Genomic DNA, 22954 nt, shown 5'->3' on the forward strand with positions numbered 1-22954 from the left:
TCAGCCGGCGGCGCTGCTGCCGCGCACGATCAGGCGCGTCGCCAGCAGGCGGGGCGCCGCCGCCTCGCCCGCGATCTGCGCCAGCAGCGATTCCACCATCGCCGAACCGGCATCCTCGATGCTCTGGTGGACCGTCGTCAGCGGCGGGTGGAAGTACGAGGCGAGCGCGATGTCGTCGAAGCCGACCACCGGCACGTCGCCCGGCACGTCGCGGCCGCATTCGCGCAAGGTGTTAATGACCGTCATGGCCAGCAGGTCGCTGACGACGAAGATGGCGTCGAAGTCGAGGCCCGCGTCGACCATCTGCTGGACGGCGCGCCGGCAGTCCTCGGCGTTGAACGGCACCGCCACCTGCAGCGCCGGATCGTACGCGATGCCGGCCCGCGCCAGGGCCGCGCGGTAGCCGTCGCAGCGCTGCGCCACTTCGGGGAACTTGACGTCGCCGAGGAATGCGATGCGGCGCCGGCCGAGGGCCGCCAGGTGGCTCACCGCCACGTCGCCGCCGTGCACGTTGTCGCTGCCGACCGTGCAATACAGCTGCTGCTCCATCTTCGCGCCCCACACGACGAGCGGCACGCGCCGCGCGGCCAGCTGGTTCAGCTGGTCGTGATGGCGCCACTGGCCGATCAGGATGATGCCCAGCGCCAGCCCCGTCTCGTAGTAATGCGCCGCCGCGTCCAGGTGCTGCGAGCTCACGCGCGCGACGAGCATGTCGAACCCGCGGTCCGTCAGCGCGTCGGCCAGCGTGCCCAGCATGCTGAGGAAGAACGGGTCCGACAGGTGCTGGCGGCTCTCCTCGTCATACGGAATCACGACCGCGATCGTGCGGATATTCCCCTGCCTCAGGTTCTTCGCGCCGACGTTGATCGTGTAGTTGAGCGAGCGCGCGAGTTCGAGGATGCGTTCGCGGGTCTCCTCGTTGACCAGCGGACTGCCGTTGAGCGCGCGCGACACGGTGGATGTCGCGACCCCGGCCAGCCGCGCCACGTCGGCCATTTGCAGGCGGCGCTGCGAAGCGTTCGACGGGGTCGACGGGGTCGATGCCGGCACGTTGGCGGACTCGGGACGGGCGTCTTTTTTTGGCATGGCTCTTTCAGGGAAAACGGCCGCCGGTTGGCGGCGGCCGGGTTGAAAGATTGTACCATCGGCAAGGGACTACTTCGCCGGTTCCACGTTCGTGGCGACGGGTTGGTCCGGCTTGAATCTGCGCGCCAGCTCCGGCGTCGACATCACGTCGGCCGCGCCGGCGGCGGCCTTCTCCACCTCGACGCCCAGCACATAGGTCGGACCGAACATATTGGTGCGGAAGACCACCATCTTCTTGTCGGGCGTGAAGCGGATGTTCGGCTCCAGGTGATAATCGTGGTGCGCCATGTTCACCAGCCGTTCCGGCTTGAACACGCCCGGCTGCCAGAAGTCCTTGCCGTTCATGGCGCCCTTTCCGAGGACCGACTGTGGCCGCAGCAGCACGATCCACTCGCCGTCCGGCGCATGCGCCACCTGGCCCGGATCGCCGCCGTCGCCCGCGAACAGGCTGCCGTCATTGGACACGTTGAAATGGATCGACCAGTCGTTGCGCTCGAGATGATAGGCGGTGCGCTGGCCGGTCGCGAGGTTGTAGCCGGCCACATAGAAGCTCGCGCCTTTCGGATACTGCCAGTCGTACCAGACCGTCTTGCCGTCCTGCCCCCAGAATTCGTGCCCCGCGATTTCCATGGCCATCGTCCGGTGATGGATCAGCGTGTTCGCCGAGCCGTCCGTGCGGATCGTCCAGATGCGGTCGACTTTTTGCCACGGCCCTTCGTGGCAATACATCAGCAGCGTCGGATCGGTCGGCGAGAACAGCAGGTGATTGATCCAGTCGGTCGACCGCAGCAGCGTGGTCTCCTTGCCGCTCTTGAGGTCGAGCGCGAACAGCACCAGCGGGATGCGCGCGGCCAGGCGCCGCTCCATCATCTCGCCCTTGTTGCGGGGCTGGTCGAGCGGACCGCCCGGCGCATCCTGGCGCGCCCGCGGCGCGCGCTGCGGCTCGTAGGTGCCGGCCGCCAGCGTCTCGTCGGCGTTGATGCTGTCGATCTTGTAGCCGGCCGGGACGTCGACCAGCTTGTGCCGCGCGCCGGTATCGAAGTCGACCCGGTTGATCGAGGTGAGCTTCGTCGCCGGGTCGTCGCTCAGGTAGAACACGGAATTCGTCTTGCGGCCCACCGCGATCGTGCGCGCCGCCATGCGGTCGCCGCCGTTCGGCACCAGCAGCTTCGTCTTGCGGGTGGCCAGGTCCAGGCCGTGGATGCCGTCGGGGGCGTTGTACACCATCCACCTGCCGTCCGGGCTGATCGCGGTGTAATTGAAATAGAGCGAAGCGGAATCCGGTTCCGGCGTCAGGCGCCAGACGCGGTGTCCCGTGTCCTTGTCGACCCAGGTGGACGGGATCGAAGCGGCGCACGCCTGACTTCCGATACCGGCAACGGCCAGAAACACCAACGCGCGCAACGTGCGGGACCTGAACATAAATACTCCATGCGATGTCGTCGAAAAGAAAACTGCCGACATCGATTATGGGGCGCCGCGCCGCGTCGAAGTGCTCAGAAACGTGATTGCGATGGCGTGTATGGACGCCATCCGGAATCGCGCCTCACTGCGTGCCGCCCGACAGGACGATGCGCAGCGGCGCCGCCAGCCGTGCCGCTTCGGCCGTCACCATGCGCTGCCAGTCGCGCCGGTCGTGCACGTCGGCCGACCAGCCGGCCGCCGCGCCCAGGTAGTAGCGCAGCGGCTGGCCGGACTTCGCCTGCGCGTAGACGAGCGCATTCTGCGCATCCTCGGCATAGGCTTGCGCGCCCGCCGCGGGCAGGATGATCGCCGCGCCGAAGTCGCCGTTGCTGCGCTGCGTGACCCACTGGGCCAGCGCATGCGCGGCCGGCAGGCGTTCCGTCTTCACGACCGGATGCTGCTCGTCGTAGGCCGGCGTCTTGTTCAAGCCGACGGCAACCTGCAGTTGCGCCGGGCCGGCGAACGAAAACGTGCTGTCGACCGTGTCGAATGCGTGGCCGGCATCGACCGTGAAGCGCTTCACTTCCGACACCTGCACGCCGTTCGCGTCCCACGGCGCGTACGTCAGTTCGAAGATGGCCCGGATCGGCCCGTTGGCGATGACCTTCCAGCCCACGTAGTTGCGGCTGACGTACAGGCGCTTGCCGTCCCAGATGCCGGTCCCGCCGGCGCCGCGCGTCGTGCCGACGCCGTACATGTCGAGGCCTTCGCCTTCGTCCTTGTGGTAATGGTTGTGGCCCTTGTTGTACCAGCGGTCGACGATCGGATAGCTCACGCGCTTGAACCAGATATCGAGGCCGCTGGTCACCAGCACCTCCTTGTCGCTGCCCGGCGCCGCGGGTGCGGCCAGGGCCTGGCCGTAGGTCCGGTGGGCGATCCTGTCGTTCTCCCACGCGAAGTCGTCCAGGCGCTCGGGCACGTAGCGGGCGAACGCGCGCGTCTCGAACGGTCGACTGAGCGCCGCGGACTTTTCGACGGTGAAGCGGGCATGGTGCTCGCCCGCGGCGAAATCGTGCTGGAAGATCAGCTCACCGTAGGCGACGCCCTTGTTGTCCGGGTCCTTGGCCTCGGGATTCACGTTCGTCACCTGGTAAGGCAGCACATGCCCCGCCGCGTCCTTGACGACGATGTGCTGCAGCAGCGCGCCGGGCAAGGCCTTGTTCACGTCGGCCCACGGGACGGCGATGGTCTCGGCGGGACGGGCCGCGTCCAGGTCGTGGGCGACGTCGACGACGAGACGGTCGGCGGCAAGCGCCAGGGCGTGGCTCGCGGCGAGCGCGCCGGCAAACAGCAGATATTGGATTTTCATCGTGGTCCCATGGGCAGTTTTGCGGTTACGTTACCACATGCGTAAACACTCATCAACTTGATCGCTCCTTGCCGGGGTCCACGGACGGCGGCGACTCGTCGCGACGCGGCGCCCGTGAAGATCGGCGGTGTCGCCTTCGCCGCGCAAACACGCGTTCACGCAAAATATGTAGACGATGGGCGATCTTCGATGACGTTCGCGCACATAGTCGCTGCATCCGTCTGACATCCGCAGGCTATGGCGCACGCCGTATTGGTCATGCCAATTTCGATTGCGGCCGCGATGATAAGGCTGCGTTCCCTCAACCGGTCCGGCCACTTTCGCCTTTTTCTTTATACGCCGGAAATTTTCGGCCCGCCCGGAGGATGACTGCGCAAATACGGACGCAGTAATATCGCGCCGCTGAGACAACGTTGTCTCGCACAAAGGCCACGCATATCCACCCGGTTTGAAGCGCAATACTTTGATAAGGCGATAAAAAGATGGAGACACTGAAAAAGATGAGCCGCACCCGGCGGCTCGGCTGCATGGTCATACCCGCCATGTGCGTGCCGGCGTTCGCGCATGCGCAGGACACCAGCGGCGACGCGCCGGCGGCGGCCAGCCAGGTGGTGGTGACCGGCTACAAGAAGAGCTATACCGACGCCCTCGTCATGAAGCGCCAGAACATCGGCGTGTCGGACAGCATTTCGGCCGAAGGCGACCGCTTCCCCGACCTCAACGTGGGCGAGGCCCTGCAGCGCATTCCCGGCATCCAGGTCAATCGCGAGGAAGACGGCCGCAGCGCCTCCGTCAACCTGCGCGGCCTGCCCAGCGCCTTCGCCAAGGTCACGATGAACGGCATGGACTTCGCCGCGCCCGTGCTGGGCGGCGCCACGCCGATGGGCGCCTTCGATTCCGATATCTTCAGCGCGTTCACCGTCATCAAATCGGTCTCCGCGGCGGAACAGAGCGGCGGCATCGCCGGGAATATCGACATGGTCATCGCGCCCGCGCTGTCGCGCAAGGAAGGCGCGTCCGTCAAGGTCACGGCGGAGCACGACACGCTCGGCAACTACACCTCGCCCAAGCTGTCGCTGAACGTCGCGAAAAAATACCTGGACGGCAGGCTGGGCGTGTTCGCCATCCTGTCGCGCAAGAAGGAACAGTTCCGCCGCGACTCGCTGTACATCAACCAGTTCACCCAGCTGAGTCCCGCCACGACGCCGGACTTCGCGAACCGCTACAAGGATTACTACGCCGCGAACTGCACGGGCCAGGCGTCCCCGTGCGTGGCCGCTCCCGGCGGCACGGGCGCCCTCTCCAACGCCGGCGTCACGGCGCCCACCGACATCCGCCAGGCGGCGCAGGTCAACGACGGCACGCTGACGTCGGGCGCGTTCGGCGCCGAATTCAAGGTGTCCCCGCACGTCAAGGTGGGCGGCAACTACTTCTTCACGGACCGCGAGATGAAAGGCACCGCGCTCGACATCCTGGACATCGACTACCGCGACGCCAACACCATCCTCGATCCGACCTCGGCCCCGGTCAAGCTGTCCGACGGGCGCTATTACGCGATGGACTACAAGTTCACGAACCCGCGCGTGTACGGCTCGATGCGCAAGCAGCCGTTCCAGCAGAAGGCGGACGGCCTGAACCTGAAGGGATCGTTCACCAACGACGACTGGCGCATCGAGGCGGCCGGCGTGCTGTCCAAGGCCACCAACTACGGCTACCAGGGCCAGCTCGACGTGCGCAACACCGCCAAGGCCCTGGGCGCCGGCGGCACGGGCAACGGCATCACCGGCCAGGTCGGCCTGTCGGGTGGCCTCGACCACTTCACGATGGGCTTCAACCAGAGCGCGCCGGCGCTGGGCGCCGCGCAGCTGACGGGCCCCTGGACCTGGGGCGGCACCGGCAACACCCCGACCGTCACCAATGCCGCCGGCGACGTGTTCATCGTGGCCGGCTCGGACAACTACGCCGACAACCGCGTCAAGGCATTGCGCCTGGACGCCGAGCGCTTCCTCGACCTGGCGTGGCTCGAGTCGGTCCAGGGCGGCGCCCAGTACAACAAGAACACGTACGACTCGCGCGCCTACCGCTCCAGCGCCGCGGGCATCGACTACGGCAGGATCGGCACGAACTTCGTCGCGCCGAGCGCGTTCGCGCACGACTTCTTCGGCGGGAACGCCGGCAACTACCTGACCAACTGGCAGACGGTGAACTACGACCTGGCCAGCTCGACCCTGCAGCCGACCATCGCCGCCAACCTGCTGCGCACGGCCAGCGGCTGGGTCAACGATCCGGCCGACGGCGGCTTCACCAGCAACAACTTCAGCGTGGACGACGACATCAAGGCGCTCTACCTGATGGGCAAGCTGGACGGCAAGATCGCCGGCATCCGCGTGCGCGGCCACATCGGCGTGCGCCACGAGGAAACGAAGCAGACCGTCGTCTCGATGGACCGCACCGGCACCGGCGCCACGGCCACGTTCCACACCAATACCAGGGAGACGACCTACAAGAACAACCTGCCCTCGATGCTGCTGGCGGCCGACCTGACCAGCAAGCTGGTGCTCCGCTACGGCAACTACAAGACGTTCATCCGGCCGAACCCGCGCGACATCTCGCCGATCTCGACGACCGTCGTGGAAGACGCGGTGAACGGCGGCTTCACCGTCAGCCTGGGACGCGTGAACATCACGCCGTACACGTCCGATTCGCAGGACCTGGCGCTCGAATACTACAACCGCCCGAACGGCCTGATCGGCCTGGCCGTGTACCGCAAGAAGATCCACGGCATGATCGTCGGCGAGAACCGCGATGCGCTGCTGTGCCCTGCCGACGGCTACAACCTGGGCCTCGGCACCTGGAGCGTGGCGGGCGACCGCTGCGTCAGCGACATCGCGGCACCGGCCGGCAAGGGCCTGAACGGCAAGTACACGATCGACGTCAACGGCGCCGTCAACTCGCCGAACGACCTGATCGCCGAGGGCGCCGAACTGACGGTCCAGCAGACCTTCGATTTCCTGCCGGCGCCGTTCAACGGCATGGGCGGCGTCTTCAATTATTCGTACACCCGCACCAAGGGCAAGTCGCCGGACGGCTCGCCGGCCTTCCTGAACAACGTCTCGCCCCGCTCGGCCAACCTGATCCTGTACTACGAGACGCCGGTGTGGGGCGTGCGCGGCGTCTACAACTACCGCGACGACTACAACCTGCCCAGCGGCGGCACGTTCAGCGGCGCGGCGCGCTCGGTCAAGGCGCGCGGCCAGTTCGACCTGTCGGCGTCGTACAAGCTGACGGAGAACCTGTCGCTGGCCGTGGACGGTTTCAACCTGAGCGACACGTTCCGCCAGGAGTACGAAGGCACGATGGCCAAGCTGCGCCGCGCCGACTACGACGGCCGCACGTTCCAGGCCTCGCTGCGCTACACGTTCTTCTGAACGATATGCCGAGGATCGCGATCGCCGGGCTGGATCGGCACGATGCCGCCGCCGCGCCGACCGGCCCGCGGGCGGCGGCCGCGGCCCTGCTGGCGCGGTTCGAAACCACGTCCGTCGCGGCGGCATCCGCCGGCGCCGCGGGCCCGGCGGATTTCGCCCGCCGCGTCGCACCCTGCCTGCGGCGCGGCGACGTCGACGGCGTCATCCTGTGCATCGAATCGACTGCGCATCCCCATCAGGTGCGCGCCGCCCTGCGCCTGGTGGACAAGCCCGCGCTGCTGCTGTCGCTGCCAGCGGACGGCATGGAACCGGACGATGCGGCCGCCGGCGGCGCCGCCACCGCGCGGCGCACGCTGGTCGCGGAACTGGCCTTCACGCTGCGCGCGGAACGCGCGAACGTCGACGTCGTCGCCGGCCGCGGCGACTGCGCGGCCACGCTCGAGCGCATCCTGCATTGGACCGATACGCTGGGCGCGAGCAGGCGCCTGGCCGGCACGGACGTCGGCATCCTGTATGCGGCCGCCGACGGGATGCCGCGCGCGGCCGCCCGGCTGCCCGTGCTGTCGAACGCCCTGGGCCTGCGCTTCGTTGCGCTGGACAGCGCGGACCTCGGGCGGCGCCGCGGCGCGGTCTCGCGGTTCCGCCTGCGCCGCAAGCTGGCCGACTTCGACGGCGCGATCGACATCGGCTGCGCGCCCGCCGCCATCGACGCCGTCCTGCGCACCGCCTGCGCGCTGGACGACATGGTCTGGGCCCACCGCTGCGGCGCCATCGTCCACTGCCCCGGCACCCACGCCGGCGCCGGGCACGCGCTGATCGAACGGACGCTCCCCGCCGGCGCCGCGCTGCTGAACGGCCGCGGGCTGCCGGTCGCCGGACGGGGCGGCGTGAACGCGGTCGCGGCGCGCTGCGTGCTGGAAGCGCTGGGCGCGCCGGCCGCCTGCGCGGAACCGGTCGGCACGCACGCCCGGCGCGGGACCACGGCATGGGCCGTGGACGTCCCGCACCGGCACCTGGCAGGCGCGCGCCGCGCCCGGATCGACGGGGAACTGCGGGTGACGCAGGCCATCGCCGCCGGCCCCGTCACGGCGCTGGCGCTGGTCGAGCCGGCGCCCGGCACGCTCGTCCTGCAGTTCGCCGAAGGCGTGATCGTCGACGGGCCGGACGGCGGCTGCGACATCGCCCTCGACGCGCCGCCGGGCGACTTCACCGGCGCGCGCTGCGCGCTCGGCCGCGGGCACGCGGGCCTCGCCATCGAGCGGCTGGCCCGCTATCTGAACCTGGACGCGCTGCGGGCCGGCCAGGCACCTACAATACGGTAACACCACCCTCCACGACACCATGCACACTTCCGCTCCAACCCGTTATGCGCGACTGCTCGCCGCCACCGTGTCCGCGCTCGCCTTCGCCGGCTGCGCCCAGTTGCCGACCGCGCCCGTCCGATTCAGCGACGTCGGGCCGGCGTGGGCCGAGAACTCGGTGAATACGGTCGTATTCCGCAAGAACTCGCTGGTCACGGCCGGCGACACGCAATACGTCGCGTTCTACGACAGCGACCGCTACGTCGTGCTGGGCCGGCGCAAGCTGGGCACCCGCGACTGGACGCTGCACCGCACCCAGTACCAGGGCAATGCGGCCGATGCGCACAACACGATCAGCATCATGGTGGACGGCGCCGGCTACCTGCACGTCGCCTGGGACCACCACAACAACCGGCTGCATTATGCGAAGAGCGTCCGTCCGGGCGCCCTGGATCTGGGCGAGAAGCAGGCGATGACGGGGCACGACGAGGACGCCGTCACGTATCCGGAATTTCACCGCATGCCGGACGGGAACCTGCTGTTCCTGTTCCGTAACGGCGCGTCCGGCGAAGGCAATCTCGTGGTGAACCGCTACGATGTCCGGACGGGCAGCTGGCACCGCCTGTTCAGCAACCTGATCAGCGGCGAGGGAGAGCGCAGCGCGTACTGGCAGGCGTTCGTCGACCGGCGCGGCACGATCCACCTGTCCTGGGTCTGGCGCGAATCGCCCGACGTGAGCAGCAACCACGACCTCGCCTATGCCCGTTCGCGCGACGGCGGCCTGACCTGGGAAAAATCGGACGGCACGCGCTACGATCTGCCGATCACCGCCGCGAGCGCGGAATACGCCGCGCGCATCCCGACCGGCAGCGAATTGATCAACCAGACCTCGATGGCGGCCGACCGCGACGGCCGGCCCTACATCGCCACGTACTGGCGCGACCGCGACAGCCACGTGCCCCAGTACCGGATCGTGCGGCGCACGGCCGCCGGCTGGCAGGTGACCACGCTCGGCTTCCGGCACCTGCCGTTCAGCCTCGCCGGCGGCGGCACCAAGGCGATTCCGATCGCGCGGCCCCAGATCATGATCGACGAGACCCGGCCGCGGCCCGCGGGCGTGCTCGTGTTCCGCGACGCGGAGCGCGGGAACAGGGTGTCGGTCGTGACGATCACGGACTTCGACCGCCCCAGCTGGTCGATCCGCGACCTGGACGATGCGTCCGTCGGCGCCTGGGAACCGACGTTCGACACGGAACTGTGGCGCGACAAGGCCGAGCTCCACCTGTTCGTGCAGGACACGTCCCAGGTCGACGGCGAAGGCCAGGCGGTGCGCCCGCCCAGCCTCGTCCGCGTGCTGGAGTGGAAGCCGTCGTTCTGAAGCGCGCGACCGGCGGCCGCGCCCGGCGCGCGCCGGAAACCGGCGCCAGAAACCGCCACGAAATGCGTTTTTCCAGGCCGTAATCTACTTCCATCGCCGCCGCGCAACCGGCGCGGCGGCGATGTCCTCCACGGCATCCCGTGGTCCCAATCCATTTCAAGGGAGTAGATTATGTCTGGTGAACTGATTGACATGGCATCTCAATTCAAGGGTCTGCCGATGGGCGACCTGATCGGCGGTCCGCTGACGGCCGCCTGCGACGCGCAGGTGCGCCTGGCGAATGCCACCGCGGACTTCATCAAGTACGTCGGTTTCCTGCCGCCCGGCGCGAACGATCCGAAAGGGATCGGCGCGACCCGCGTGGCGAGCTTCGGCTTCAAGCGCCTGGCCCCCGATCCGTCGGACGCCAGCAAGACCGTCGAGCAGCACGTGGAACTGGACGTGCCGCTGCTGGCCATCGTCAAGGTGCCGAGCCTGTCGATCACGAAGGTCGACATCACGTTCGACATGGAGGTGAAATCGTCGTTCGCCTCGAAGGAATCGACCGACGCGTCCGCGAAGATGTCGGCCGACATGAAGTTCGGCTGGGGCCCGTTCAGCGCGACCGTGCACCTCGAAGGTTCCGTCGCCAGCCACAAGGAAAACACGCGCAGCTCCGACAATTCGGCCAAGTACCACGTGCAGGTGCTGGCCGAGGACACCGGCATGCCCGAAGGCCTGGCCCGCGTGCTGGACATCCTGCATTCCGCGATCCAGCCGTCCGTCACGCCGGCCGCCGCCGGCGGTAACACGCCGTAACGCGTCCGCGCCGCGGACGGGCGGCACCGCCTTCCGTCCGCGCCTTCCCTTCCCTCCGAGGAGCTTGATCATGAACGAAATCACGCAGCAGCAGTTGCGGTCGATAATGATCGCACCCGACGCCGACACGCGCGCGGGCCACTGGGTCGCCGCACTGAACGACTGCATGCGCGCCGGCGCGATCGCGGGCGCCGCGCGCCAGGCCGCCTTCCTGGCGCAGGTGATGGTGGAATCGTCCGAACTGCGCCGTGTCGACGAGGCGCTCAGCTACACGGCGGAGCGGCTGCGCCAGGTGTGGCCGCCGCGCTTTCCGAGCGACGAAGTGGCCGAGCGCTATGCCCGCAACCCGCGCGCGCTGGCCAACTACGTCTACGCCGGCCGGATGGGCAACGGCGACGAGGCGAGCGGCGACGGCTGGCGCTTCCACGGTCGCGGCCTGATCCAGCTGACCGGGCGCGACAACTACGCGGCGTTCGCACGGGCCATGCAGGTCGATGCCGTCGCCAATCCCGACCTGCTGCTCGAGCCGGCCGGCGCCGCGCTGTCGGCAGCGTGGTTCTGGCAGTCGAAGGGCTTGAACGAGCTGGCCGACCAGCTGGATGGCGCCCAGGCCGACCAGCGCTTCGAACAGATCACCCGGCGCATCAACGGCGGCACGCTCGGCCTGGACGTACGCCGCGCCTACTGGCTGCGGGCGCGCAACGCGCTCGGCGCCGGCGCCTAGATCCGCCTCGCGCCGCCCGGAGTTCCACCATGTCCATCCGTCTGCGCCGCGGCGGCGCCTACCTGGCCGACCTGAACACGCTGCGCCGTCTCGTCGAGGCCAACGGGCCGCGCACGACCATCCTGCCCGTCACGATCACCCATCCGGCCAGCGCCGGCCATGTCGACGTCTACCTGAACCTGGCGCACGAACCGGACGCCGCGCGGCCGCGCCCCGCGGCCTCGCTTTGCGTGCTGGGCTGGCGCAACGAGCACGGCGCCTGGCATTTCCACGTCCCGGGCGTGGCCAGCCTGCCGGACGCGCTGATCCCGGGCGGCTGCACCGGCACCTACGCCGGCCTCGGTCATCCGCACGAACTGCCTGCCCTCACCAACGCCGACCTGGGCCACGACGTCGCCGCCCTCGCCGCCTACGCCGGCCGCCCGCTCGACCAGGCATTGCGCGACAGCCTGGCGCGCCTGATCATCGTCGTCAGCGAAGCCCTGCGCTTCGACAGCGTGGCGGCCGGCGTCAACGCCGTCCTCGTCATGGACGGCAGCTTCCGCCCCAACCACGTCACCCTGCGCGCCTGGGACGGTCACACGCTCGGCACGGGCGACGTCTCGCCCTGGCACCAACGCCCGCTCCCCCGCTGACACAAAACCCGCTGCCGGCATGCCGGGAGCGGGTCGTCGTCACGATTCCGGTCGAAGCGCGCGCTACGCGGCGGGCCTGAGCGTGCGGCCCAGGCGCTCGGTCTCGTTCTGGCCGAGCGTCACCGCGTCGAGGATCAGGTTGGCGAAGTCCATCGGCTGGCGCCCGCTCACGTAGGCCTTCAGCTTGTCGAAGCTGGACTTGTGATCGTCGCCGACGAGGTTCTTTTCGATCAGCGGGATGCCGGCCTTGATGATCGTGGCGCAGTACGTGGCCCACGCGCTGTTGGCCGTCGCGCGGGCCTTGTTCTGCGCCGTCGCCATGTCCGGCGCGCCGCCGGTCGGGCTCTCGGGATACAGCGGCGCCCAGCAATCGGCCCGGCCCAGGTGCGTGCACGACGCCGGGAAGCCGGTGGCCTCCATGAACACGGCGCAGCAGATGCACGAGGCCAGCTTGGTCGTCTTCGCGGGCGGCGGGCCGTCGACCTGGCCGACGGCGATCTCGTACGGCTTGCCCGCCGGCTGGCCGGGCGCCGCGATCTCGTGCATCTTGACGTCGTAGATGGCCTGGATCATGCCGTGCGTGTAGCCGACCAGCGCATTCCCGTCCAGCGCGACCGGGTTGCGCCGCTTGTCCGCGTCCTGGAAGTACATGCCCTGCGCCGCGAGCGTCGCCTGGAACTCGTTGGTCCCGATCATGCCCCAGATCTTCTGCTTCGCGTCCTTGCCGACGGCGACGCCGTCCACCGGCGCGCTCGGGACCCAGCGCCGCGACGCCGGATCGTTCGGGATCACGTGCCGATACGTACAGAACAGGTTCGACTGCCCGCCGGCCCGGCCGTCGACGAAGCCGGTGTACGCGCCGGCGCCCTGGTAGCCGATCTCCAGCGGCCGGTCGGCACCGTTCGGCGTCAGCTGGCGCAGCGCCAGCGCCAGCAGGTCCTTCGCCGCCTGCGTGGCCGGCGCCGGCGGGTCGTAGCGCAGCGGCGAGTCGGGCGGCAGGTCGCCGCTGCCGCCGATGATGCGCACGTTGCCGTTCTTGTCGTAGGTCGGCGTGATCCGCGCTTCCACCTTGCGGCCCGTGGGCTTGCCGAAATCGGCGCCGGCGTTCTGCAGCGCCAGGTTGATGGCGCCGACGACCGCGGCGAGCTTCCTGATTTCCGGCGTCTCCTGGATGCGCTGCGGCGGGATGTTCAGCGGCGCCTCCGTCTCGAACGAGCAGTTCAGGTTCTTCGACAGGCGCGTGTAGGCGTGGCCCACGATCGCGGCCGCCATGATGACGTCGCCGTCGGCGTGCGGACTGCTCTTGCTGTCCAGGATACCTTGCTGGTGTACGAATGCCATATTGCCTCCTTGGTCAATGAAACAGCGGGGAATTGCCGTTTCATTGTCCGCAGCGGGCGGCGATGCGGCCTGTCGAAACCTGACGGCCGCGTCGCGCGGCGGTGCGGTCACCCGGTCCCGGCGGTGGAGTCGCGCACGACCAGCGCATACGGCATCAGCCGGTGCCGCGGCGCGCAGGCGCGGCCCCGGCGCTGCGAGCGGATGTGCTCGATCAGCAGCGCGACGGCGCCGCGCGCCATGTCGGTGATCGGCTGGCGGATGGTGGTCAGTTCCGGCCACACGGCGGTGGCGAGGGGCGTGTCGTCGAAGCCGCAGACGGCGACGTCACCCGGGACATGCAGGCGCATGCCGTGCGCGACGGCGACCACGGCCGCCGCCATGTCGTCGTTGCTGGCGAAGATGGCGGTGGGACGGGTCGGCCGCGCCAGCAGCTCGCGCGCCGCCAGCAGCCCGGAACGGTAGGTGAACATGCCCTGCGCGATGCGTTCGGCCCGGACCTCGTGGCCGGCGTGGCGCATGGTGTCGATGAAGGCCTGGTAACGCAGCTGGGCCGGCGTGTGCTCGGGGTCGCCCTTGATGAAGCCGATGTCCACGTGGCCCAGCGACAGCAGGTAGTTCGTCAGCGTCCGCGCGCCTTCGTAGTCGTCGATGCGCACGGCCGACATCCGCGGCGACGGCCGGGCCGTCGCCACGGCCAGCGTGGGCATGCCAAGCGCCGACAGCTGCCGCATCGCCGCCTTCGAGTCGCACAGGGGCGGCGGCACGAGGATGCCGTCGGCGCCGTTCGCGATCAGGCGGTCGATGGCGACGCGCTGGCCGCGCAGGTCACCGCAGTTCTCCAGGATCAGGTGGGCGCCGCTGCGTCCGCACTCGCCCAGCGCGCCGACGAGAAAGGCGCTGAGGAAGGCCTCGCTGGGGTTGCTGTACAGGAGGCCCACGCGCAAGGTGCCGATGCGCGCGGCGCGCGCCGCCACGTTGACCCGATAATGCAGCTCCTCGATGGCGCGCATGACTTTTTCACGGTTCCCGGCGCTGACGGTGGGCGTGCCGTTGATGACGCGCGAAACCGTCATCGCCGACACCCCGGCCCGTTGCGCGACGTCCCATACCGTCGCGCGTGCGTCAGGCGCCGTCGCCACGATTCGCTCGTTGTGCGGAACGCTGCCCGGGATGCCCGTCGCCGGGGCCGTCGCACGGCAGCTTGTCCAGGTCGTCCAGCGTCCAGCTGTCGCGCCAGCGCACGACGGGCCGGTCGCCCTCCCATTCCACGGGCAGCCACACGTAGCGGCCATCGATGGCGTCCTTCGGGCGCCAGACGTCGAACATCAGGATGTGCCGCGCGCAGCCGTTGCGATGCAACGTCAGTGCATAGGTCGACTGGCCGCCGAACGTGGTGTTGCGCTGCGCCGGCGTGCCGCGCACGGGATTCCCGAGCGCCCGCCACGGACCGAAGGCGTTGTCCGCCACGTACGACCTGGCCGCGTTCGGCTTCCAGCCCGACAGGCCCGACGTCACGAGGTAGTACCTGCCGCCATGCCTGAACATGGCCGGCGCCTCGTCGTCGCCGCCGGGCACCACGCGCGCATACTGCCCGCTGCTGCGCAGGTAGTCCCCGCTCAGGCGCGACACGTGCATCGTATGGTTTTCCTCGGACGCGTAGATGTCGTAGGCGCTGCCGTCGTCGTCCACGAACAGCGTCATGTCGCGCGCCATCTGGCCGCCGGCGTGGTCGCGCGCGAGGAAGGACGCCGCGGGATCCTTGTCCGCCGGCGCCACGTCCACCGGCCAGGCGCCGGCGTCCGGGCGGAACGAACCCTGGTAGACATACGGTCCGGCCGCGCGGTCGGCCACGGCGACGCCCGCGCGCGCCGCATCGTAGCGCTGTCCCTTGAGTTCGAGGTGGAACCACATCACGAACTTGCCGGTCTTCGCGTTGCGGACCACCTTCGGCCGTTCGATGATCGCGCCCCTGGCGATGTCGCTGGCCGGATCGCTGCTCACTGCCAGCGCGATGCCTTCGTCATGCCAGTCGGTCAGGTTGCGCGAACTGTACACGTGCACGCCGACCTGGGCGCGGTTGCCGGCCTCGCCCGCGACCTTGTGCTCGCCGAACCAGTAATACACGCCCCGGTCTTCGAGAATGCCGCCGCCGTGCGCATTGATGTGCATGCCCTCGTCGTCGGGCCAGAGCTCGCCCGGCCGGAACGCATCGGCCGCCCGCGCATGGGCCGCCATGCACAGGAGGACCGAGGCCATGGCGACGATCGACATGCGCGGCCCGATGCTGTGTTTCCGATTCATCTTCTTCTCCAAGTAATACGCATGGCCTCGTTATACGTCCGATGCGTTGCTCCGCGGTGTGCGCGGATGCCGGCCGCCATTTTAGATATCGATAACAAACGAGCTCGATTATAGGTCGGACCCAATTCTTAAAATGGCCAATACCGTTTATCATTTTTGTGGCGGGCATGGGCCGCAGGCGCGGACTTCCCATGTCGCAACGACTCTTCCCACGTGGTCCCGTCCGCGGTCGCGCTGGCCGACATATCGCGCGGACGCAAACGCCGCGGCACAAATTACCCGACTGCAACATCAACGCACCGGTTCGCGCGACACGCCGACTATTTTTTCGAAACCCTGAATCCACCCGCCTCCCGGCTCCGTATAAGGAATGCATTCGTGCTCAATCATCAACCTTGACCAGGCAGAGGGGGAATCATGTTGCAAGAAAAGATATCAAAAACCGCCGGCGGCGTCACGCTGCGCGTATTGGTGGCGGCCATCTGTGCCGGCGCCGCGATCCAGGTGCCCGTGCAGGCGTCCAGCCACCGGGAAGCACCGTTCATCACCAGGCAGCCGAAAGTCGACGCCACCGACTTCTACATGTTCCGCAGTTACGAGCCGGGCCGCGCGGGCTTCGTGACGCTGATCGCGAACTACGTGCCGCTGCAGGATGCGTATGGCGGCCCGAACTACTTCATGATGGACCCGGACGCGCTGTACGAGATCCACATCGACAATAACGGCGACGCCAGGGAAGACATCACCTTCCAGTTCAGGTTCCAGAACGCGAACAAGGATGCCCAGTTGACCGTCGGCGGCAAGAAGGTGTCGATCCCGCTCGTGATCAACGGCGGCGCCATCGCCGACCCGAACGCGCCCGGCGCCAACGTGCGCGAGACCTATACCGTCAACGTGGTGCGCGGCGACCGTCGTACCGGACAGCGCAGTCCGGTGACCAATGCGACCGGCGGCGGCGCGGCCTTCGACAAACCCCTCGACAACATCGGCAACAAGTCGATCCCGAACTACGCGGCGTACGCGGCCAGGCACGTCTACACGGTCAACGTGCCCGGCTGCTCGACGCCGGCGCGCATGTTCGTCGGCCAGCGCAAGGACCCGTTCGTCGTGAACCTGGGCGAGACCTTCGACCTCATCAACATCAAGGCGCCGGCCACCGAGTTCGCGGCCAACGCCGAAAAGGCGGCGAAGGATGACCTGGCCGACAAGAACGTGACCAGCATCGAGCTCGAAGTCGCCGCCGCCTGCCTCATGGCCGGCGGCGACCCGGTGATCGGCGGCTGGACCACGGCCAGCATGCGCCAGGCGCGCCTGCTGAATCCGGTCCCGGCCGGCGCCGGCGCGTCGAAGGAAGGCGGCGCCTGGACCCAGGTGTCGCGCCTGGGCATGCCGCTCGTGAACGAAGTCGTGATCGGCCTGAAGGACAAGGACCGCTTCAATGCCAGCAAACCGATGAACGATGCCCAGTTTGCCGACTACGTCACGAATCCGACCTTGCCCGCCCTGGTCGAGATCCTGTACGGGAATGCCGGTGCCAAGGCCCCGACCAACTTCCCGCGCAACGACCTCGTGACCGCGTTCCTGACCGGGGTGAAGGGCCTGAACCAGCCCATCAAGGTGACGCCGGCCGAGATGCTGCGCCTGAACACGTCGATTGCCCCGGCCGCGATGGGTTCGCAGAAACGCCTGGGCGTGATCGACGGCGACAACGCCGGCTTCCCGAACGGACGCCGTCCGGGCGATGACGTGGTCGACATCGCGCTGCGCGTCGTGATGGGCAAGCTGTGCACGCTGAAACTGGGTTGCGCCCCGTCCGATGCGCCGGCCGGCGGCCTGCATTTCACCGATGGCGCGTACCTGGACGACAGCTTCTTCACGAACGGCTTCCCGTACCTGAAGACCCCGCTGCCGGGTTCGCCGCAACAATAAGCCCGCGAAGGAGACGATCATGAGGAAACTCTTGCCATGCATGATGCTGGCCGGCGGGCTGCTGGCCGCGTGCGGCGGCAGCGACCACGACGACGGCGCCGCCATGTCCCCGCTGCCGCCGCCGCCCGCGTCCGGTGGCGGCACGCCGGCCGCGGACAAGTTCACGGTCCAGGTCGCCAGCCTGGTCGCGAGCGCGCCGGACGATGCCGAACCGGCGCCGCTCGACGACGCGGCGCCGGCCATGCCCGACGACACCGAGCCGCAGGCGGTGCAATGAAGCCCGGCGCCGCCATCCGCACCCTGGCTGCGGCGCTGCTGGCCTGCGCCGGCGCCGGGGCCGCCGCCGCCCCGCGCCTGCCGGCCAGCGGCGCCGAGGTGCTCGAGGTCCTGCCCTGGCGCGCCGACCCGCAGCAGCGCGAACTGCGTGCGCTGCGCGAGCGCCTGCAGGAAGCGCCGCGCGACCAGGCGCGCGCGGTCGACGTCGCACGCCGCTACATCGAAGCCGGGCGGCGCGAAGCCGACCCGCGCTACTACGGCTACGCGCAAGCCGCGCTGGGGCCGTGGTGGCGCCTGGCCGCGCCGCCGCCGCCAGTGCGCCTGCTGCGCGCCACGCTGCTGCAGAGCGAACACCGGTTTCCCGAGGCGCTGGCCGACCTCGCGGGATTGACGGACCGGCAGCCGGACAACGCCCAGGCCTGGCTGACTCGCGCCACCATCGAAACCGTGCGCGCCGACTACGCCGCGGCCACGCGGAGCTGCGCGCGCCTGTCCAGCCTCGCCGACGAACTGGTGACCACGGCCTGCATCGCCAACGTGGGGGCCGTGAACGGGCGGCTGGCGGCCAGCGAACGCCTGCTCGCGGCCGTGCGCGCGCGCGCCGGCGCCGGCGTGGAGGCGCCCGCCGTCGACGCCTGGGTGCTCACGATGCTGGCCGAAATGGCGCAGCGCCGCGGTGCCGCGGCCATCGCCGACGCGCGCTTCGGCGCCGCGCTGCGCGAGGCACCGCGCGACACCTATCTGCTGGGCGCCTATGCCGACTTCCTGCTGGACGCCGGCCGTCATGCCGAGGCGGCCACGCTGCTGGCGCCGCACGCGCGCGTGGACGGCCTGCTGCTGCGCCACGCGCTCGCATTGCGCGGGGCCGGCCGCGCACGCGACCTGGCGCCCGAACTGGCGGAGCTGGCGGCGCGCTTCGACGCGGGCGAACGGCGCGGCGACGGCGTCCACCTGCGCGAGCAGGCCCGCTTCGAGCTGGCCCTGCGCGGCGACACCAGCCGCGCGCTGGCGATCGCGCGGCGCAACTGGGACGTGCAGAAGGAGCCGGCCGACGCCCGCATCCTGCTGGAAGCGGCGCTCGCCGCGCACGACGCCGCGAGCGCCCGTCCGGTACTCGACTGGATGCGCAGCGCGCGCGTGGAAGACGTCCAGCTCGCGCGCCTCGCCGCGCAGTTCGACACGCCATTCAACCCGCAGTCCAACCGGCGCGGAGGCAAGGCATGAAACGCCTGTGGGTCCTGTTTTGCATCTTCCTCGCCGGCGCGGCGTGGTCGCTGCCCGCCGCCGCGCACAAGCCGAGCGACGCCTACCTGCGCCTGACGACGGAAAAGGCCGGTGCCGACGTGCGCGGCGAGTGGGACATCGCGCTGCGCGACCTGGACTACGCCATCGGCCTCGACGCCGACAACGACGGCCAGCTGACCTGGGACGAAGTCCGCAACCGCCACGCCGCGATCGCCGCGTACGCGCTGGCGCGCCTGCACCTGGCGCGCGGCGGCGCCGCCTGCGCACTCGTGCCGGGCAGGCAGCTGGTCGACACCCACACGGACGGCACCTACACGGTGCTGGCCTTCGCCGCCCGTTGCCCGCGGGCCGGTCCGCTCACGGTCGAATATCGCCTGTTCGCCGACGTCGACCCGCAGCACAAGGGCCTGGCCAGCGTGCGCGACGGCGACAGCGTACGCACCCTGGTGCTCGGCAGCGACCATCCGCGCGCCACGGTCGACGAGGGCGCGGGCGGCGCGGCCAGCGGTTTCCTGGCCTACGTCCGGCACGGCATCGTGCACATCTGGGTCGGCTACGACCATATCCTGTTCCTGGTGTCGCTGCTGCTGCCGGCCGTGCTGGTGCGCGACGGGCGCGGCTGGCGCGCCGTGTGCGGCATGCGCGCGGCGTTGACCGACGTGCTGAAGATCGTGACGGCGTTCACCGTCGCGCACTCGATCACGCTGAGCCTCGCCGCCTTGGGCATCGTGGCGCTGCCTTCGCGCTGGGTCGAGTCGGCGATCGCCCTGTCGGTGCTGCTGGCGGCGCTGAACAACGTGCTGCCCGTCGCACGCGGGCGGCGCTGGGCCGCGGCCTTCCTGTTCGGCCTCGTGCACGGCTTCGGCTTCGCCAGCGTCCTGGCCGACCTCGGGCTGCAGCCGGGGGCGCTGGCGGCGTCCCTGGTCGGCTTCAACCTCGGCGTCGAGATCGGCCAGCTGGCGATCGTCGCCGCGTTCCTCCCCCTCGCCTACCTGATGCGCAGCACCTGGTTCTACCGGCGCGTCGTCCTGGTGGGCGGGTCGGGGATGATCATGCTGGTGGCCGCCGTGTGGCTGGGGGAGCGCTTGTTCGACCTGAAGCTGCTGCCGGTGTAGGCCCGAGGCCGGGTTTCAACCGGCGATGGCCGCTGCCCTGCCGATCGAATGGTGTCGACAGCGCCTCTTTTGCCGGGCGCCGATGGTCACGCGACGACTACGCCGACAGCTTCCGCATCTCGGCGAACAGGTCGGCCTTGCCTTCGAAGCCGATACCCGGCAGGTCCGGCATCGTGATGTAGCCGTCGTCGACCCTGACGCCGTCCGGGAAGCCGCCGTACGGCTGGAACAGGTCGGGGTAGGACTCGTTGCCGCCCAGGCCCAGGCCGGCCGCGATGTTCAGCGACATCTGGTGGCCGCCGTGCGGGATGCAGCGGCTCGGCGACCAGCCGTGCTCGCGCAGCATGTCGAGGGTGCGCAGGTACTCGACCAGGCCGTACGACAGCGCGCAGTCGAACTGCAGCCAGTCGCGGTCGGCGCGCATGCCGCCGTAGCGGATCAGGTTGCGCGCGTCCTGCATCGAGAACAGGTCCTCGCCGGTCGCCATCGGGTTCTTGTAGTAGTTGCGCAGGGTCGCCTGCAGTTCGAAGTCGAGCGGGTCGCCCGGTTCTTCGTACCAGAACAGGTCGTACTGCGACAGCGCTTTTGCATACTCGATCGCGGTATCGAGGTCGAAGCGGCCGTTGGCGTCCACCGCCAGCTTCTGGCCATCTTTCAGCACCGACAGGATGCTGTCGATCCGGCGCAGGTCTTCGTCCAGCGACGCGCCGCCGATCTTCTTCTTCACGACCGTGTAACCGCGGTCGATGTAGCTGCGCATTTCATCCTTCAGCTTGTCGTGGTCCTGGCCCGGGTAATAGTAACCACCGGCTGCGTACACGAAGATCTTGCGGTCCGGCTTGCCGTTACCGTAGCGGTCGGCCAGCAGCTGGAACAGCGGCTTGCCTTCGATCTTGGCGACCGCATCCCACACGGCCATGTCGATGGTGCCGATGGCCACCGAACGCTCGCCGTGGCCACCCGGCTTCTCGTTGGTGAACATGCAGTTCCAGATCTTGTGCGGATCGAGGTTGGTGCCGGCGTCGTCGACCAGCGAAGCCGGATCGGCTTCCAGGATGCGCGGGATGAAGCGCTCGCGCATCAGCTTGCCCTGGCCGTAGCGGCCGTTCGAGTTGAAGCCGTAGCCGATGACCGGCTTGCCGTCGCGGATCACGTCGGTGACCACGGCGACCAGGCTCAGCGTCATCTTGCTGAAGTCGATGTACGCGTTCCGGATCGGCGAGCTGATGGGAACGGTCTTTTCACGGATTTCTACGATTCTCACGGGAGTCTCCTGAGGACAATCGCATGTCTTGGATGCGATCAGGTGTCGGAAAACCGTAGATTAAGGTGCCTGGAAGCGCCTATAATTCTCCCGGATTCAATTATGAAATGCGTTCAAGTGAAGAATGATCCGACCTCCGACATGCAGTTTTTCGTGCTCGTGGCCAAGCACGGCAGTCTTGCTGCGGCGGCGCGGGCCATCGACCTGACGCCGCCGGCGGCCACCAAGCGGCTGGCCACGCTCGAGAGCCGGCTCGGTGTCCGGCTCCTCAACCGGACCACGCGCACGCTCAGCCTGACAAGCGAAGGCGAGACCTATCTGCAGCATGCGACGCGCATCCTGGCCGACATCACGGAAATGGAGGACGCGGTGGCGCAAGCGCGGTCCACGCCGCGTGGATTGCTGCGTGTGAACGCGACCCTGGGTTTCGGGCGCACGACGATCGCACCGCTGGTGTCCGCGTTCGGTGCGCGCTATCCGGAAGTGGAAGTCCAGATGGAAGTCACCGACAAGCCCATCGACCTCGTCGAGAGCGGCTTCGACCTCGCGATCCGGTTTGGCGCCTTACCGGACAAACGGCTCAATGCCCGCAAGATCATGTCGAACCGGCGCTTCCTGTGCGCCTCTCCAGGCTACCTGGAGCGCCATGGCACGCCGATGAACCTGGCGGACCTCGCCAACCATCGCTGCATCATCCACCGGCAGAACGACGACGCCTATGGCATCTGGCGCTTCATGCACCACGACCATAGCGAAGTGGTCAAGGTGCACGGCATGCTGTCGAGTAACGACGGCGACATCGTGCTCGGCTGGGCGCTGGACGGCCACGGTATCCTGATCCGATCGGAATGGGACCTGGCGAAATACCTCGACAGTGGGCGGCTGAAAATCGTGCTGCCCGAGTTCGACCTGCCTGCCGCAGACCTGTTTGTCTATTATCCCAGCAAGCGCAATCAGACGATCCGCGCACGGGCGTTCATCGACTTTCTTGTCGAGCACCTGCGGGAGCCGCAGGATCATCAAGGCGCCCGGCCTGTTGCCGGCCGCACCGGCACAAGGTTCAGGTGAGTGGGCACGCGAAGCGGCACGGTCCAGCAACTTGTGACTCGACCTGATACTGGCCGGCACGGGAGCGCAAATCTGGAGATGGGATGGAGGCGAGGATGGGAGTCGAACCCATCTACACGGCTTTGCAGGCCGCTGCATAACCGCTTTGCTACCTCGCCGGAGGAAGACTTTGACTATCGAAGCGACCGGTTAGCTGTCGCAACGACACGAGAAGGCTGGCTTCTCTGTAACTGGAGCGGGAGAAGAGTCTCGAACTCTCGACCTCAACCTTGGCAAGGTTGCGCTCTACCAA

The 22954-nt window shown here is 68.6% G+C and carries 18 protein-coding genes and 1 tRNA gene; 11 read left to right on the plus strand and 8 right to left on the minus strand.

Features of this window, described 5'->3' with window-relative positions:
• The 3 genes from ASC93_RS01790 to ASC93_RS01800 all read right to left on the minus strand — a co-directional run bounded on the left by ASC93_RS01790 (position 1) and on the right by ASC93_RS01800 (position 3859).
• Positions 1 to 1086, minus strand: coding sequence for a LacI family DNA-binding transcriptional regulator (locus ASC93_RS01790; RefSeq protein ID WP_229412566.1), 1086 nt, complete (start codon positions 1084 to 1086; stop codon positions 1 to 3).
• Positions 1087 to 1155: 69 nt separating this feature from the next.
• The gene (locus ASC93_RS01795; RefSeq protein ID WP_082547701.1) at positions 1156 to 2508 is read right to left on the minus strand and encodes an oligogalacturonate lyase family protein; all 1353 of its coding nucleotides are present in this window, start codon (positions 2506 to 2508) and stop codon (positions 1156 to 1158) included.
• Positions 2509 to 2632: 124 nt separating this feature from the next.
• A complete protein-coding gene (locus tag ASC93_RS01800) occupies positions 2633 to 3859 on the minus strand; it encodes a DUF4861 family protein (RefSeq protein ID WP_056436054.1) in 1227 nt (408 codons plus the stop codon).
• Positions 3860 to 4341: 482 nt separating this feature from the next.
• On the opposite strand from ASC93_RS01800, the gene ASC93_RS01805 reads away from it, so the two are divergent.
• The 6 genes from ASC93_RS01805 to ASC93_RS01830 all read left to right on the plus strand — a co-directional run bounded on the left by ASC93_RS01805 (position 4342) and on the right by ASC93_RS01830 (position 12123).
• Positions 4342 to 7287, plus strand: a complete 2946-nt coding sequence (locus tag ASC93_RS01805; protein ID WP_056436057.1) for a TonB-dependent receptor — start codon at positions 4342 to 4344, stop codon at positions 7285 to 7287.
• Positions 7288 to 7292: 5 nt separating this feature from the next.
• Positions 7293 to 8609, plus strand: a complete 1317-nt coding sequence (locus ASC93_RS01810) for a hypothetical protein (RefSeq protein ID WP_056436059.1) — start codon at positions 7293 to 7295, stop codon at positions 8607 to 8609.
• 19 nt (positions 8610 to 8628) lie between these two features.
• Positions 8629 to 9966: a BNR repeat-containing protein gene (locus tag ASC93_RS01815; RefSeq protein ID WP_056436062.1), complete on the plus strand. Its 1338-nt coding sequence runs from the start codon at positions 8629 to 8631 to the stop codon at positions 9964 to 9966.
• Positions 9967 to 10158: 192 nt separating this feature from the next.
• The gene (locus tag ASC93_RS01820) at positions 10159 to 10764 is read left to right on the plus strand and encodes a DUF2589 domain-containing protein (RefSeq protein WP_229412567.1); all 606 of its coding nucleotides are present in this window, start codon (positions 10159 to 10161) and stop codon (positions 10762 to 10764) included.
• A gap of 70 nt (positions 10765 to 10834) precedes the next feature.
• On the plus strand, positions 10835 to 11488 hold the full coding sequence (locus tag ASC93_RS01825; protein ID WP_056436068.1) for a glycoside hydrolase family 19 protein: 654 nt from the start codon (positions 10835 to 10837) through the stop codon (positions 11486 to 11488).
• 29 nt (positions 11489 to 11517) lie between these two features.
• A complete protein-coding gene (locus ASC93_RS01830; RefSeq protein WP_056436072.1) occupies positions 11518 to 12123 on the plus strand; it encodes a ribosome-inactivating family protein in 606 nt (201 codons plus the stop codon).
• A 63-nt stretch (positions 12124 to 12186) separates the two neighbouring features.
• On the opposite strand, the gene ASC93_RS01835 is transcribed toward ASC93_RS01830, so the two are convergent.
• From ASC93_RS01835 to ASC93_RS31855, 3 genes are all read right to left on the minus strand, one after another.
• Positions 12187 to 13464, minus strand: coding sequence for a hypothetical protein (locus ASC93_RS01835; protein ID WP_056436074.1), 1278 nt, complete (start codon positions 13462 to 13464; stop codon positions 12187 to 12189).
• A gap of 107 nt (positions 13465 to 13571) precedes the next feature.
• The gene (locus ASC93_RS01840; protein ID WP_229412568.1) at positions 13572 to 14603 is read right to left on the minus strand and encodes a LacI family DNA-binding transcriptional regulator; all 1032 of its coding nucleotides are present in this window, start codon (positions 14601 to 14603) and stop codon (positions 13572 to 13574) included.
• Positions 14587 to 15765 (minus strand): glycoside hydrolase family 43 protein, encoded by a 1179-nt coding sequence (locus ASC93_RS31855; RefSeq protein ID WP_229412569.1) that lies wholly within the window; start codon positions 15763 to 15765, stop codon positions 14587 to 14589. Before ASC93_RS31855 ends, ASC93_RS01840 begins: the two co-directional genes overlap by 17 nt.
• A 417-nt stretch (positions 15766 to 16182) precedes the next feature.
• Here ASC93_RS31855 and ASC93_RS01850 point away from each other — a divergent pair, with 417 nt between their 5' ends.
• From ASC93_RS01850 to ASC93_RS01865, 4 genes are read left to right on the plus strand one after another with little or no spacing between them, the layout of a single operon-like run.
• Positions 16183 to 17694 carry a DUF4331 domain-containing protein gene (locus ASC93_RS01850; RefSeq protein WP_056436077.1) on the plus strand — a complete coding sequence of 504 codons (1512 nt, stop codon included), beginning with the start codon at positions 16183 to 16185 and terminating at the stop codon, positions 17692 to 17694.
• Positions 17695 to 17713: 19 nt separating this feature from the next.
• Positions 17714 to 17971, plus strand: coding sequence for a hypothetical protein (locus ASC93_RS01855; RefSeq protein WP_157201709.1), 258 nt, complete (start codon positions 17714 to 17716; stop codon positions 17969 to 17971).
• The gene (locus ASC93_RS01860; RefSeq protein ID WP_056436084.1) at positions 17968 to 19194 is read left to right on the plus strand and encodes a hypothetical protein; all 1227 of its coding nucleotides are present in this window, start codon (positions 17968 to 17970) and stop codon (positions 19192 to 19194) included. Before ASC93_RS01855 ends, ASC93_RS01860 begins: the two co-directional genes overlap by 4 nt.
• A complete protein-coding gene (locus ASC93_RS01865; protein WP_056436088.1) occupies positions 19191 to 20330 on the plus strand; it encodes a HupE/UreJ family protein in 1140 nt (379 codons plus the stop codon). Before ASC93_RS01860 ends, ASC93_RS01865 begins: the two co-directional genes overlap by 4 nt.
• A 97-nt stretch (positions 20331 to 20427) precedes the next feature.
• Here the strand turns inward: ASC93_RS01865 and ASC93_RS01870 are convergent, their stop codons facing one another.
• Entirely contained in the window at positions 20428 to 21594 is a 1167-nt protein-coding gene (locus tag ASC93_RS01870) for a mandelate racemase/muconate lactonizing enzyme family protein (protein WP_056436090.1), read from the minus strand.
• A gap of 117 nt (positions 21595 to 21711) precedes the next feature.
• On the opposite strand from ASC93_RS01870, the gene ASC93_RS01875 reads away from it, so the two are divergent.
• Positions 21712 to 22662, plus strand: a complete 951-nt coding sequence (locus ASC93_RS01875; RefSeq protein WP_056436092.1) for a LysR substrate-binding domain-containing protein — start codon at positions 21712 to 21714, stop codon at positions 22660 to 22662.
• Positions 22663 to 22746: 84 nt separating this feature from the next.
• Here ASC93_RS01875 and ASC93_RS01880 read toward each other — a convergent pair.
• Positions 22747 to 22820, minus strand: a tRNA-Cys gene (locus ASC93_RS01880).
• Positions 22821 to 22954 lie beyond the last annotated feature (134 nt).

The sequence above is a fragment of the Massilia sp. Root335 genome, assembly GCF_001425685.1.
In the GTDB taxonomy this organism is placed as follows: domain Bacteria; phylum Pseudomonadota; class Gammaproteobacteria; order Burkholderiales; family Burkholderiaceae_D; genus Telluria; species Telluria luteola.